Genomic DNA, 15,458 nt, shown 5'->3' on the forward strand with positions numbered 1-15,458 from the left:
AAAGATAGGTATAATTTGAAAATGTACCAATTTGAAAATTTGAAAATTATGCCTTGAATTTTTAAACTCGAATGGTTGATATCTTTTGTATCTTTGACAAAATTTATAAAAATAAAAATGAAGAGATTTTGTTGTTTGCTTTTATTGTCGGTTTTTGTGTTAACCAGTTGTGTTGTTCAAGAGAACTTAAATTTTAATGAAGATGGTTCTGGTCGATTATTATATAAAATTGATATGTCAAAAATGATGACAATGGCTGGAGATAAGTTTGGAGAAAAATCTAGCAAAAGAAAAAGTAAAAAAAACAATAAAATGGAAGATAATTCTAAAGATATCGATTCTGTTTTTTCGTACAAAGATATGTTAGCTGGAAAGGAAGATAGTATTGCTAAGTTACCAATTGAAGAGCAAGCTAGATTAAAAAAAATGGAAAAATATTCAGGTAGATTAGTCATGAATGAAGCACAGAAAAAAATGGAGTTTCATTTGTTTACCGATTTTATGAATCCAGCAGAATTACAAGATTTGGTTTCGCCAGTAAACTCTTTAGCTGGTATGAACTCTTCAACAGCCCAATTAGGGAATGATGCTCCCAAAAATGAAGGGGTTACAAGTTATGATTACAATGGTAAAAAGTTTGTAAAGATTGTAACTGTAGCTCCTAAAAGCGATTTGAAAAAAGATCTTGAAAAGCTTGATAGAGATTCTAAAAAAGAGGGAGAAGAAGATATAAATGTAGAAAAGTTAGCAAGCGAATTATCAGAGTCTTTTAAAATGATGTATAACGAATCGTCTTACGAAATGACGGTTAGTTTTCCCAAAAAAATAAAAAAGGTGTCTATTCCTAATGCAAAAATTTCAGATGATGGAAAGACAGTTGTTTTGGTTTTTCCTATGGAAAATTATATGGAAAGTAAAGATGTGAATTTTGAAGTAGAATTGGAATAATGAATAAGAAAGTTATTTTACGAGATTTAGGAAATAAAGATTATAAAGACACTTGGGATTATCAAGAAGAATTATTCAAAGAAATTGTGGACATCAAAGTTCAAAATAGAAGAGAAGAAACTTCAATTCCTACACCAAACTATTTTTTATATGTAGAACATCCACATGTTTATACTTTAGGAAAAAGCGGCGATGTTTCAAATTTATTACTTTCTGAAAAACAGTTGGAAGCAAAAGGAGCCACTTTTTACAAAATAAATAGAGGAGGAGATATTACCTACCACGGACCAGGGCAAATTGTGGGTTATCCTATTTTAGATTTAGAAAACTTTTTTACTGATATTCATAAATACTTACGCTTTTTAGAAGAAGCTATCATTCTAACTCTAGCAGAATATGGTTTACATGGAACTCGTAGCGAAGGCGAAACCGGAGTTTGGTTTGATGTAGGAACACCTTTTGCAAGAAAGATTTGCGCAATGGGAGTAAGAGCTTCACGTTGGGTAACTATGCATGGCTTTGCATTAAATGTAAATGCCGATTTAGGATATTTCGATAACATCATCCCTTGTGGTATAAAAGGAAAAGCGGTTACTTCAATGCATGTGGAATTAAGAAGGCAAGTAGACGAACAAGAAGTAAAAGAAAAAATCCTAAAACATTTTCAAAATTTGTTTGAAGCAGAGATTGTTTAAAATTCCAAAGTTAATTGTTCAGGCAATAATTTAAAACTCATTCGGTGATATTTGCAAGGGCCATATTTTTTGATGGCTTCTCGGTGGTCTTTTGTTGGATAACCTTTGTTTTTCTTCCAATTGTACATTGGAAACTCTTCGTGAATTTTATCCATGTATTCATCTCGGTATGTTTTTGCTAAAACTGATGCAGCAGCAATACTTAAATACTTACCATCGCCTTTAATGATGCTAGTTGTAGGAATTGATTTTAAAAGTTCAATTTCAGCTATTGTAAAAGCTCTTCCTATTTTCTGTTTCATGCCTAATTTTCCATTTAAAGGACGATTTCCATCTACAATTATATATTCTGGAGCTGGATTTAACTGCAAAATGGATTCTTGCATGGCTTTCATCGAGGCGTTAAGGATGTTGATCTCGTCAATTTCATTTGGGAAAATATGGGTAACTGCAAAACTAATTGCTGTTTCTTCAATGAACGGTTTTAATTTTTCTCTGTTTTTTTCTGAAAGTTGTTTAGAGTCATTTAATAGAATGTTTTCAAATGCCGCAGGTAATAATACAGCTGCTGCAGTTACAGGACCCGCCAAGCATCCTCTTCCAGCTTCGTCAGTGCCACATTCCAATATTAAATTACTGTAACTTTTACTTAACATTCTTTTTTTTGACAAAAATATAATTTTCCACGCAACCTTTTTGCGATATTTTCATCTTTAGTATGAGAATGTTCCGTAAAATGTTTTTTTAAAACTAAAACTTTAACAAAAATAAATTAGTAATATTCCGAAGTATTATTTGTTTATTTAAGAAATAATTAAGAAGTTTGCGGAATAACTAACTCAAATAAATTTAATATGAGATCGAAGTTTAAATGGATTTTTACGCTTTTAGTAGCGTTTACGATGCAGTTTTCGTTCGCACAAGAGAAAACTGTTACAGGTGTAGTTTCAGATGAACTAGGGCCTATCGCTGGTGCTAATGTTGTTGTTCAAGGGACAACACGTGGTACTACAACTGATTTTGATGGTAACTATACTATCAAAGCAAAACAAGGTGAAGTTTTAGTGTTTTCTTACACTGGTATGAAAGCTTCAACTGTAACTATTGGTGCTGCTAATTCTTACAATGTAAAATTAGTAGAAGATGTAGTAGTTGGTAGAAATGTTGAAGTAATTGGTGCTGTAGGTATCAAGAAAAAACAAGACGCCGTTACTTCATCAAATCAAGTTGTTAACTCTGAGGAGTTAAGACAAGCAGCTAACCCTAACGTTGTTCAGTCGTTAGCTGGTAAAGTATCTGGTTTAACAATCAATACTACTAATAATGGAGTAAACGCTACTACGAGAATTGTATTACGTGGTAACCGTTCTATTTCTGCTAGTAACCAAGCTTTGGTTGTTATTGATAACGTTATTTCTGATGCAAGAACTTTACAAGCTTTAGCTCCAGAGATTATTGAATCTACAAACGTATTAAAAGGTGCTCAAGGTGCTGCTTTATACGGTGAGCAAGGGGTTAACGGGGTAATTATCGTTAATACTAAAAGAGGAAACAAAGGTGGTAAGTTAAGAGTTTCTTTAAATTCATCTATGGACTTCGAAGAAGTTTCATTCATTGCTCAAAGACAGCAACGTTATGGACAAGGATGGAATGGTCAACACATTTCTTACGAGAATGGTGGTTGGGGAGCTGAAATGGACGGAGTTGTTAGACCAGTTGGTTTAGCTCAAGCTGATGGTACTTATATCATGGCACCATATTCTCCAATTGAGGATAATATTAAAAAATTCTTCCAAACAGGTACTTTATTCCAAAATGGTATTTCTATTAGTGGTGGTGATGCTGAAACAGGGTATGTTACTTTGTCAGCTAACAGACAAGCTACTGATTTCGTAGTAGAAGGAGATAAATTAAATAGAGATACTTTCTTGTTTAGAGCAGGTAAAAAATTTAATAAATGGACTGTTGATGGTAATGTAACTTACAATACTGAAAAAACATTAACTACTTCTTCAAACTTATTTACAGAATTATTACAAACTGCTACTAACATTCCTGTTGAGCGTTTTGAAAATTCTGGTAACGAAGGTCACTGGACTTCTTACTACAATAACCCTTATTGGTTAAGAGATAACGTAAGAAATAACAATAGAAGAGATCAATTTAGAGGTATCGCAACTTTAAACTATGAGTTAAACAAAAACATCAACTTTAATTATGTTGCTGGTTTGACTTTTACACAAGCTAATGCTTTATCTTATACAAATGGATATACTGACTTATTACAAGTAGGTGGTGGTAATCATACTATCGTATCTTCTTTTGATTCTTCAAATTCTAACTCTAGAACTTTCTATCATGATTTTATGGTTAACTTTAATTATAAATTAACTGATAAATTATCGATGAAAGCTAACTTAGGTAATAACATTCAAGATTTTTATCAACAATCAACAACTGTTGGGGGTGATAACTTAACTATTCCTGGATTATACAATATTTCTAATATTACTGGAGATCCAAGAAGATCTAATTTTTTTGAAAGAAGAAGACGTTTCTCTTTCTTTGCTAACTTAGACTTTGGTTTAAGTAAAGGTGGTGAATCTGATGAGTACTTATTCTTGAATTTAACTGCTCGTAATGACTGGGATTCAAGATTTACAGGATTTGAGAAAAATAATTATTTTTATCCATCTGCTGGTTTGTCTTTCATTCCTACAAAAGCATTCGATGGTTTAAAATCAAATACGTTTAATTACTGGAAAGTTGCTGCTTCTATTGTAAAAGTAGGTAACGCAGGGCCATTAAATACTTACCAATCAGAATTAAATTATAATCCAGGATCTGGATTCCCATTTGGTGATTTGAACTCATTTTTACCTTCTCAAAGTGTAACTAACCCTGCTTTGTCTCCTGAGTTTATGACAACTGTAGAACTTACAACTAATTTAGGTTTCTTGAATGATAGATTTACAGTTGATTTTTCTTATTTCCAAACATCAACTACAGATTTGATTACAAATCAACAACTTTCTGCTGGTACAGGTTTAACTCAACAAACTATCAATATTGGTGAGATGACTACTACAGGATTTGAATTTGATTTAGGTATTACTGCTATTAAATCAACTGATTTTAACAATTTAGGATTAAAATGGGAGAATAGAATTGGTTACTTTACTTCAAAATCTATAGTAGATAAAGTTTCTGATGATGCATCTGAAATTCCATTAGTAAACTTTACTGGAACTGGTGTAGGTGTTTTTGCTACAGAAGGTGAAGAGTTTCCGTTAATTAAAGGTATTGGTTACGAAAGAGATGATCAAGGTAGAGTATTAATTGATCCAGTATCTGGTAATCCAATTAGAACTGCTGATTATAAAATTTTAGGTAAAGCAACTCCTGATTATATCATCAACTACAATACTGCTGTTGAATTTAAAGGTGTTCGTTTAGCTGCTGTAATGGATTATAGAACTGGTCACCAATTCTGGGCTGGTACTAAAGACTGGTTATCATGGTCAGGTCATTTATATGAGTCAGCTGAAAACGGAAGAAGTGGATTTATTTTCCCTAATTCTGCAATTGAAACTGCTCCTGGAGTTTATACAGAAAATACAAGTGTAGTTACTGGAGGTTCAACTTATACTAGCTACTTAAACTATTTCTCTAATGAATATAGAGCTGTAACTGAAAATATGGTTTTAGATGCTACTGCATTCAAAGTTAGAGAGTTATCATTAAGCTATTCTTTACCTTCAAAAACTATTGAAAAAACAGGTTTGACTTCTTTACGTTTCGGTGTAAATGCAAGAAACCCTTTCATTGTTTTACCTAAAGAAAATAGAGGTTACCACGATCCTGAGCAATCAAGATCTTCTGGAAATGATCAAGGTTTAGCTGTTACTGGACAATATCCAGCAACAAGAACATTCGGTTTCTCACTTAATGCTTCATTTTAAAAAATTAGAATATGAAAAAATTAAAATTAATAATCCCTTTAGTAGCTCTTGCTTTCTTTTCATGTGATAACTATTTAGATATCAATGAAAATCCAAACCAAGCTACTGAATCTAATGTTAATCCAAAGTTAACATTAGCTGCTGTCCAAACTGCATCTTACTCTCCTTTAGTTAGAAGAATGAATGAGCTTGGTAGTGTTTTTATGAATCAATGGGGACCAAACGTAAACTCTTTTACAGGAGGTTACGCTGAAGAGTTCGGTATCACGATGAGTAATAATTTTTATGAGGATATCTGGACTTCTGTTTATAGAAGTACTTATGAGTATTCAAATATCATTAATTATCCATCAGCTAATTATGATAATCACAAAGCTATTGCTAAAATTATGAAGTCTTTTTACTTCCAATATTTAGTTGATATTTATGGTGATATTCCTTATTCTCAAGCTCACTTAGGTACTGCTAATGCTTTCCCTGCTTATGACGATGATCAAGCTATTTATAGAGATCTAATCGTTCAATTAGATAGTGCTATCAATATGATTAACAATGCACCTTCTACAACTGTACAAGTTGGTGGTGAAGATGTTATGTTAGGTGGAGATATGTCAACTTGGGTTAAGTTTGCTAACACTTTAAAATTAAGAATTTTATTGCGTCAAGCTACTAAAGCTGAAACTGATGCTGCTACTGCAACTTATCTAGCTGATCAATTTGCTGCATTAGATCAAAACTTTATTAATGTTGATTTAACAATTAATCCTGGTTATTCTAACGCTAAAGATTCTCAACAAAATCCTTGGATTAACATGATGTGGGAACTTAACTTGAATGCAAGTGGTGGTCGTGTAGAAAGAAATACTTTCCGTTTCAGAAAAGCTTCTGACTATATTGCTAATGAGTTAAATAACTCTGCTGACCCAAGAAGATCTAGATTATTTACTACTACAAGTGGTAATGTTGTTGGTGTTGTTCAAGGTTCTCCTACAGCTCCTACTACTATCTCTTCATTTGGTCCTGGTTTAATGGTTGAGCATTCACAAGATGGTTATGTAATGTTGTTAGCTGAAAGTTTATTATTACAAGCTGAAGCTGCGCATAGAGGTTTTATTTCTGGTGATCCTCAAGCGTTGTTTGATCAAGCTATTCAAGCTTCATGTGCTATGTTAGGTGTTACATCTACTAATGCTGATAACTATATTGCTAATATTAACGGAACTGATGGTAAGGGTTATGCTGCAAGTACAGACAAGATTCAAGCTATCATGTATCAAAAAAGTATTGCATTATGTAGTATTAATGGTTTAGAGTCTTGGATTGAATATACAAGAACAGGATATATTAATAATATTCCAATGCCATTAGGTGCTACTTCTCCAACAGGACAAAAACCAATGCGTTTAATGTACCCAACTTCTGAGTTAGCTAGTAATTCTGCTAATGTACCTGCATTATCAGTTAACCAGTCGTTTACTACAGCTCCTTTTTGGAAATAATAATTAACAATTAAAATTATATATTATGAAAAAGTTAATGTCATTATTAGTCGTTGCTTCTGCCTTTTTGGCTTGTACAGACGATGATATCAGAACAGAGCATCAGTTATCAAACGGTCCTAAAGTTGTTGGTTTTGCAACTTCTTTAGCAACAGTTGAGTATTTTACTGATGAAGGTGTTGTATTAAGAGAATTTCCTATGTCTTTAATCGGAAATGGAAATGGTCAATTACCTACAACTGATATTGAAGTTACTTATGAGGTTGATCCAGCCTCTACTGCAACTGAAGGTGTAGAGTTTGATTTTGCTGATGCTTCAGGTAAAATTGTAATTCCAGCTGGTGGTACTTTTGGTAATTTTCCAATTAATGTAAATACAGGTCAATTAAATCCAACTGAAAAAACTCAGTTAATTTTAAACTTGACTTCTTCATCTGATGGTTCTGTTATTGGATCTCAGTATGACCAATTGAAAATTACTTTTGTTGGTTGTCAGTCTCAATTACAAGGTAGTTATACAATGGTTTGTACTACAACTGCTGGTACTAGAACCAGAACTGATGAAGTAATTTCAGTTACTGGAATTAATACATTTAAAACTCGTTACATTGGTAGATATTCATTGACACAATTCACTCCTCCTGGGTATACATTTGTTGATATTTGTGGTGAAATTGCTGTTCCAGATCAAAATTTAGGACAATATTCTAACCAAATTTACGGTATTGATGCGTATGGTGATGGTGTTGATGGTATTGTAACTTCTGCTACTCAGTTTGAAGTTAAACACAATATTACATTTGCTGCCGGAGACCAAACTCAAAATTACATTTATACTCGTAATAACTAATTTTATAAGAAGATGAAAAGAAATAATTTTAAATTTTTATTAGCTGTTGCTTGTTTTGGATTCTTAGCTTCTTGTAGCGAAGATGAAGATGCAACAAAAGAAAGATCAGTTAAGCCTATCGTTACTGCATCTCAAACTTCTTTTTCAGTTGTTGAGGGTGAAACTGTTTCGCTTGAGCTAACTTCTGACACTCCTTATTTTAGAACTATGGAGTATAAAGTTGAGTTAGTTGGTGGTACAGGTTCTTTCAGAGACTATAATGTTGACAATGGTACTGAAACTGTTGTTGATGATGGTATGGGAATGATTGGACATAAGTTTGTTTTCCCTGCATTCACTAGTACTGCAACTATTGATATTACTCCACTTGTTGATTATTATGCTGAGTCTACTGAGACTTTAGTTTTAAAATTAACTCCAATGGGTAATTCTAATGGTTTGGTTGCTGAAGGTTCTGATATTATCACTATTACTGTTGGTAATACAATTTTAGATGAAGTTCAAACTGATTTAACTTGGGCTTCTACTACTAATGCTCATGGTAACATTGTAGATATTGAATATTTAGGTGCAGATGATGCAGCTCATTCATTAGCTGATGTTGATTTTGACGTATTAATTTTTGGACCTGCAAATATCTTCACTGGTGCAACTGGTGATCACCCTGAGTATGCTACAATTGCTGGAACTCGTCCTGATGGTTACTACGATATGTATATTGATTTATACGATAGTACTTCAGCTTCAGCTCCTGCTAGATTGTTAGCTTATAGCCCTGTATTTACTGTAAGTAAGCCAGGTGTATGGGTTTATTCATTTGACTTAAGTAATATTTGGAATTCTGAAGATGAAGGTTCTGCTTCAGGTACAGCTTCTGATGTTTACGTAGGTTATGTTGAAAAAGCTGGTACTACATTTACATTATATAATGAAATGAATGACCAATTAGCTACTGGTAAAATGGCAAAGAAAACTATGCCAGCTGGTGCTGTAAGAACTAAATAATTAGTTTTTAATATATTTTTAAAAGGACTACATTTATGTAGTCCTTTTTTTATTCCCTAATTTCTCATTACATTTGTTCATATTTTTATGTAATGAAGAATTATCTATCAATTTTCTTATTTATTTTTTCTGGCTTTCTTTTTGCTCAAGTACAAGATGCTGACGATTTGTCTAAAGATCTTGTTAAGGGTAAAGAAGTCAAACCTTCCATTGACTTATATAAAATTTATTCTTTAGAGAAAGACACTACTTATGCAGATACTTCGATGTCGTTAAAGAATGAATACAAATACAACTATTTAAGAAAGGATATTTTTGGGTTATTACCTTTTGCTAATGAAGGGCATACTTATAATATTTTAAATTTTGGTTTAATTCGTAAAAGCGTAAGCCCTTCTTTTGGTTTTACGGCTAAGCATTTTAATTATCTAGAATCTCGAGATATTAAGTATTATTCTGTTCCAACACCATTTACTGAGTTATATTATAAAACCGTTATGGAGCAAGGGCAATCTCTTGATGCTTTTCTAACTATTAATACAAAACCTAATCTCAATTTTTCAATTGCTTATAAAGGACTTCGTTCTAATGGTAAATACATAAACAATATTTCAAGTACGGGAAATTTCAGGTTTACTAGTAGTTATTTTACTAAAGATAAACGTTATTTCTTAAATAGTCATTTTACTGCTCAAGATATTTCTAATCAAGAGAATGGAGGTATTATTGATGTTTCACTTTTTGAGTCTAGTGAAGATCCTTATAATGAACGTGATCGCTTAGATGTTTATTTTAGAGATGCAACTTCTCTATTAAAGGGTAATCGTGTTTTTATTGATCATTCTTTTAAATTAAATAAAAGCAATCCAAATTGTTTAGTATTTACGCATCAATTTAGTTCTGAATATAAGTTTTTTGAGTTTAGGCAGACTACTCCAAGTGCGCGTTTTGGTGATTCATTTTCCTCTACAATAAATAATAAAACACGTTTTAATACCTTATATAACAAATTTAGTGTAGGTTATAAAACTAAAAATTTAGGTAGTTTAGATTTCTTTATAGATGACACTAATTATAATTACTATTATAACAGTGTAGTTTATGGAAATTCAGGAAATATTATTGTGCCTAATTCTGTTTCGGATAGAATTAATATGGCTGGAGGAAATTATACTTATTTTGCAAACAAATTAATTGCGAAATTACAAGTTGCACAAGCTATAACAAATCAGTCAATATCAAATATAGAAGCTTCAGCAAAATATTCAATTAATTCAGATTATCAGTTTGAATTTCAGTATCAAAAATTAAATAGTTTGCCTAATTTGAATTATACATTGAATCAAAGCAGATATATTGATTATAATTGGGCTAACAATTTTAAAAATGAAAAACTAAATCAGTTTTCTTTTTCTGCTTTGACAAAATGGTTAAATGCTTCAGTTCAGTATAAAGTTTTAAATGATCATTTGTATTTTGATAACACAACTAATGATATTACTATACTAAACGTTAAGCCAATGCAATATGACAAGACCATTAATTATTTGTCAATAAATGCTAATAAAGAGATTAAGTTTTGGAAATTAGGTTTAGATGTTACGGTTTTGTACCAAAAAGTAGATCAAGCTTCTGATATTGTAAATGTTCCCGAACTTACTACTCGCAGTACGTTGTATTTTTCTGATCATGTTTTCAAAAAAGCAATGTTATTACAAACAGGAGTTACATTCCAATATTTTACTAAATATTACGGAAATGACTACAATCCATTAATTGGAGAGTTTTATGTACAAAATGAAACCAAGATTGGTAACTTTCCAATGTTCGATTTCTTCGTTAATGCAAGAATCAAACAAACTCGAATTTATTTAAAAGCGGAGCATTTTAACTCTTCAATAACAGGATATAATTTTTATTCTGCTCCAAATTATCCTTATCGTGATTTTATGGTTCGTTTTGGATTAGAATGGAATTTCTTTAAATAGAAAAATGCATATTGACCTTCTTAAATAATGATGGTTTTTTATTTATAAATTTCACACTATCTTTGCAAAATATTAGAAATATCACAAATGAAATACGCAAAAAATATATTAGAAACTATTGGTAATACACCTTTAGTACAATTAAACAAAGTTACTGCTGAAGTTGATGCTTTGGTTTTAGCTAAAGTTGAAACTTTCAATCCAGGAAATTCTGTAAAAGATAGAATGGCTGTAAAAATGATTGAAGATGCAGAAGCAGACGGTCGTTTAAAACCAGGAGGAACCATCATTGAAGGTACTTCAGGAAACACAGGTATGGGTTTAGCATTAGCTGCAATTGTTAAAGGTTATAAATGTATTTTTGTAATTTCAGATAAGCAGTCTAAAGAAAAATCAGATATTCTTCGTGCGGTAGGAGCAAAAGTAATCGTTTGCCCAACAGATGTTGAACCGACAGATCCACGTTCGTATTATTCAGTTTCGAAAAAATTAGGAGATGAAATTCCAAATTCTTGGTACGTAAATCAATACGATAATCCAAGTAATGCTATTGCGCATTACGAACAAACGGGTCCAGAAATTTGGGAACAAACCGAAGGAAAAATTACACACTTTGTAGTGGGTGTTGGAACTGGTGGAACGATTTCTGGAGTAGCTAAATATTTAAAAGAAAAAAATCCAAACATTAAAATTTGGGGAATCGATACTTACGGTTCGGTTTTCAAAAAATACCACGAAACTGGAATTTTTGATGAGAACGAAATCTATTCATACATCACAGAAGGAATTGGAGAAGATATTTTACCTAAAAACGTTGACTTTTCATTAATCGATGGTTTTACAAAAGTTACCGATAAAGATGCAGCCGTTTATACAAGAAAAATAGCTTTAGAAGAAGGAATTTTTGTTGGAAACTCCGCTGGAGCCGCTGTAAAGGGCTTATTGCAGTTAAAAGAACACTTTGGTCCAGAAGATGTAGTTGTGGTCTTATTTCACGATTCTGGAAGCCGTTATGTTGGAAAAATGTTTAATGATGATTGGATGCGCGAAAGAGGTTTCTTAGAAGAAGAAATCACAAAAGCAGAAGATTTAATTAAAGAACATATCGACAAACCATTAGTAATTGTTCGTACAGAAGAATTAGTTTCACACGCCATCGAAAGAATGAGAAAATATAAAATCTCTCAAATTCCAGTAGTTGATGTAAATGGATTTGTAGGTTCTGTAGATGAATCGGATTTATTCCAAAGTTTCATTTCAGATAAAAACACAGCAGAAAGACCAATTCGTGAAGTTATGGGAAAACCATTTCCAATCGTAAAAATTGGAACTCCAGTAGAAGATGTTTCTAAACTAATCACTAAAGATAACCAAGCGGTTTTAGTCGATTTAGGAAATGGAAAACATCACATAATTACTAAATATGATATTATTGGTTCAATAAAATAATAAAAAAAGGACGTTCAATTGAACGTCCTTTTTTTATTCTCCTAGTAAAACTCCTGATACATTCCAAGAGCTAAAACTTCCACCTTCGTTTGGGCCTTGTGGAATTTTTACTTGTAGCGTATATGTTCCTGCTTTTAAATTTCCTAATTCAATATAGATCGGATTCGTTGCTGTTCCAGGACACCAATTCGAACGACTCAAATCTGATGAAGACAATCCATCATTAAAATTTCCTGATGCTGGGTTAAACAATCGGTAACCACCACAATCTTGTCGCCATGGAATAAACGAAAATACTTCTTTTCCGTTTAAAAATATAGTGTTTCTTTTTGGTACAAATTCGTCTCCGTTTTCCCAACCACCATGCCCAGTCGTAATATATCGCAATTGAGCTTTTTTAATTTCTTTGTCTAAAGTAAAAGTAACTTGTAATCCTTTTTCATGATTGAACATCGTAGCATATTCTTGTCCCGCCATTTCCATTACGTTTGTCGTATTAAATAACGGAATAGAAACATTAGTTTTGTCCAAAGAACTTTCGCTTGGATTTATCGTAATATTCATCGAAATTTTGTGTCCACCTTTATCGTAATTACCAATAAAAGTTCCTACGTAAACGGTTTTTCCTGATAAATTATGTTTTAAATCGGTAATGTCCATTCTGTACGGAACAATTTCATGCCAAGTTTTGTCTTTCAATTGAATGTAGTTGTATTGCTTAATTCCAAAAGGCGTAAAAAATCGCATCAATTCAATTATTGGAGAAAATTCTGGAGTTGCCACAACACCCTGATATTGCTTTCCATTTCCGTTTTCATAAATAGGTAGTGTTTTAGCGCCATTTTGCAAACCATCTAAAAATGATTGCTTTTTAACTTGCGGAATCATAAAAACCGAACCCGTTCTGTCATAAGCATCACCATTGGATTGTTCTGCTAAATCTAAAAAGACTAAATCTCCTTTTTTAATTTCCGGAAAAGTGATTTTTTTCAAGATAATAGTTCCGTTTGCAAATCGTAAAATGCTATCATTTGATTTTGATGCGTCCGAAAAATTAATGATTTCATTTTCAAACACTTTAATCGTAGTAAAGCGGCTTTTCCAAACCAAATCTTTATAAGTCAATCCATCTATAACTGGACTATTTGTTGTGTTATTTTGTAAAATCATATTCGGACTAACCGATTTCATTTTCTCAATTTTAGTAGCCGAAATCACAAAATTTCCATTGCGAACCATTTCCAAAACCAAGCCAATGTTTTGTCCTAAAGTAGTTGGCGCTCCTTTCACTTGTAATTCGTTGGTGTACCAAAGTTCAATTGTGTTTGAATTGATGATTGTTTTCGCTTTTTGGCATTTGTAGCCCAAAATAGTTTTGGTATCCGATAAAAACTCGAAGTTTTGTTTAGCTAAAGAAAGACTATCAACAGTAGTTACCGATTTGTCTTTTTTAAGTTGGGTAACTTGAACAATTTTATTTTCGGAACGATTGATTAACGTTTGTTCGAAAGGAAATTCCGCTTTTCCAGAATTCATTTTTTCAGTAGTTACTAAAGTCTCTGTTGGATTCGTGAAAACAAATATTGCATCTTGATTTTCAATTAGCTTTCCGTTTGAACTTCTGGTATACTTAATTTTAAATCCTTTTGGTGGTTTTACGCCAGTTTGAGATTGCGCAAACGTAAAAAGACTTAGTAATGTGATGGTTATAAATTTTTTCATAAAAGTGGAGTTGTTCAGCAAATATAATTTTTTATCTTTGTTTTTCAATTATATACGCCATACAGAATGAAAGAAGATTTTTTGCACCACTTGTGGCAATTCAAGAAATTTGATATTGCCAATTTAAAAACTACAAAAGGTGAATCGATTCAGATTCTCAATTCAGGTCAATATTTACAACTTGCGGGGCCTGATTTTTTCAATTCGCAAATTATTATCGAAAATCAAAAATGGGCTGGAAATGTAGAAATACATCTCAAGTCATCAGATTGGTATGTGCATAATCACGAGAAAGATTCCAATTACGACTCGGTAATTTTGCATGTCGTTTGGGAACACGATGTGCCGATTTTCAGAAAAGATAATTCAGAAATTCCAACATTAGAGCTTAAGGAATATGTAGCATTGTCTGATTTACATAAATATCAATCGTTAGTCAGTCAGAAATCTTGGATTTATTGTGAAAATGAACTGCAGAATGTAGATCAATTTGTTTTCAAGAATTGGCAAGAACGTTTGTTTTTCGAACGTTTGGAAAGAAAAGCTAATTTGATTTTTGAATTACTAGAAACATCCAATCACGATTGGGAAGCGGTTTTATTTTGTCTTTTGGTTAAGAATTTTGGATTGAATACGAATGGCGAAATGTTTTATAAAATCGCTAAATCTATTCCTTTTTCGGTTGTTCGTAAAGAATCTTTTTCTCTAGAATCATTAGAATCCTTGTTGCTAGGTCAAGCGAATTTACTTTCTCATGATTTTCAAGATAGTTATGCTAGAGAATTACAAAAATCCTATCATTACTTAGTTCAGAAACATCAACTGCGTGAAAAAGTTGTTGGCTCTGTAGAATTTTTCAAACATCGTCCCGATAATTTTCCTACGATTCGATTGGCGCAATTGGCTAATTTGTATTTTCATCGAAAGAATCTATTTTCTTTGGTGATGAATTGTAGTTCTATAAATGAATTGTATCAAGTTTTTAATGTTGGTGTTAGCGAATATTGGGAAACCCATTACAATTTTGATAGAGAAAGTTCGAAAAAGATGAAAAAACTTTCAAAATCTTTTGTTGATTTATTGGTAGTAAATACAATTATTCCATTGCAATTTGCTTATGCGAGAAGTCGACAAAAAGAAATTACCCAAAATTTGATTGATTTAGCCAATTCAATTCCATCAGAGAAAAATGTTATTATTGATAAATTTAAGACTTTTGGTATTGTATCTGAAAATGTATATGAATCACAAGCTTTATTGCAATTAAAAAAAGAGTATTGCGATTTAAAAAAATGTTTAGATTGTGCTGTAGGGCATTTCATACTTAAAAAATAATCGTA

General features: G+C 32.0%; 11 protein-coding genes. 9 read left to right on the plus strand and 2 right to left on the minus strand.

Annotated elements, in window-relative coordinates:
* Nucleotides 1-117 precede the first annotated feature (117 nt).
* Both OJ995_RS04025 and lipB read left to right on the plus strand, forming a co-directional pair.
* Nucleotides 118-948, plus strand: coding sequence for a hypothetical protein (locus tag OJ995_RS04025; protein ID WP_264368258.1), 831 nt, complete (start codon nt 118-120; stop codon nt 946-948).
* The gene (gene lipB, locus OJ995_RS04030; RefSeq protein ID WP_264368259.1) at nt 948-1,643 is read left to right on the plus strand and encodes a lipoyl(octanoyl) transferase LipB; all 696 of its coding nucleotides are present in this window, start codon (nt 948-950) and stop codon (nt 1,641-1,643) included. The genes OJ995_RS04025 and lipB overlap by 1 nt, the downstream gene beginning before the upstream one ends.
* Here the strand turns inward: lipB and rnhB are convergent.
* The gene (gene rnhB, locus OJ995_RS04035; RefSeq protein ID WP_264368260.1) at nt 1,640-2,299 is read right to left on the minus strand and encodes a ribonuclease HII; all 660 of its coding nucleotides are present in this window, start codon (nt 2,297-2,299) and stop codon (nt 1,640-1,642) included. The genes lipB and rnhB overlap by 4 nt on opposite strands.
* A gap of 198 nt (nt 2,300-2,497) precedes the next feature.
* On the opposite strand from rnhB, the gene OJ995_RS04040 reads away from it, so the two are divergent.
* The 6 genes from OJ995_RS04040 (at nt 2,498) to OJ995_RS04065 (ending at nt 12,396) form a co-directional block, all read left to right on the plus strand.
* Nucleotides 2,498-5,605 (plus strand): SusC/RagA family TonB-linked outer membrane protein, encoded by a 3,108-nt coding sequence (locus tag OJ995_RS04040; protein WP_264368261.1) that lies wholly within the window; start codon nt 2,498-2,500, stop codon nt 5,603-5,605.
* A gap of 11 nt (nt 5,606-5,616) precedes the next feature.
* A complete protein-coding gene (locus tag OJ995_RS04045) occupies nt 5,617-7,104 on the plus strand; it encodes a SusD/RagB family nutrient-binding outer membrane lipoprotein (protein WP_264368262.1) in 1,488 nt (495 codons plus the stop codon).
* A gap of 25 nt (nt 7,105-7,129) precedes the next feature.
* Nucleotides 7,130-7,954: a hypothetical protein gene (locus tag OJ995_RS04050; protein WP_264368263.1), complete on the plus strand. Its 825-nt coding sequence runs from the start codon at nt 7,130-7,132 to the stop codon at nt 7,952-7,954.
* Between the two features lie 12 nt (nt 7,955-7,966).
* On the plus strand, nt 7,967-8,959 hold the full coding sequence (locus OJ995_RS04055) for a hypothetical protein (protein WP_264368264.1): 993 nt from the start codon (nt 7,967-7,969) through the stop codon (nt 8,957-8,959).
* Nucleotides 8,960-9,051: 92 nt separating this feature from the next.
* Complete coding sequence (locus OJ995_RS04060) at nt 9,052-10,947, plus strand: putative porin (protein ID WP_264368265.1); 1,896 nt, start codon at nt 9,052-9,054, stop codon at nt 10,945-10,947.
* 87 nt (nt 10,948-11,034) lie between these two features.
* Nucleotides 11,035-12,396 carry a pyridoxal-phosphate dependent enzyme gene (locus tag OJ995_RS04065; RefSeq protein ID WP_264368266.1) on the plus strand — a complete coding sequence of 454 codons (1,362 nt, stop codon included), beginning with the start codon at nt 11,035-11,037 and terminating at the stop codon, nt 12,394-12,396.
* A gap of 33 nt (nt 12,397-12,429) precedes the next feature.
* Here OJ995_RS04065 and OJ995_RS04070 read toward each other — a convergent pair whose 3' ends face one another.
* Nucleotides 12,430-14,118, minus strand: coding sequence for a GLPGLI family protein (locus OJ995_RS04070; protein ID WP_264368267.1), 1,689 nt, complete (start codon nt 14,116-14,118; stop codon nt 12,430-12,432).
* 66 nt (nt 14,119-14,184) lie between these two features.
* On the opposite strand from OJ995_RS04070, the gene OJ995_RS04075 reads away from it, so the two are divergent.
* Nucleotides 14,185-15,453 (plus strand): DUF2851 family protein, encoded by a 1,269-nt coding sequence (locus OJ995_RS04075; RefSeq protein ID WP_264368268.1) that lies wholly within the window; start codon nt 14,185-14,187, stop codon nt 15,451-15,453.
* The last annotated feature ends 5 nt before the right edge of the window (nt 15,454-15,458 follow it).

It is taken from the genome of Flavobacterium lacisediminis (assembly GCF_025909975.1).
GTDB classification, from domain to species: Bacteria; Bacteroidota; Bacteroidia; order Flavobacteriales; family Flavobacteriaceae; genus Flavobacterium; species Flavobacterium lacisediminis.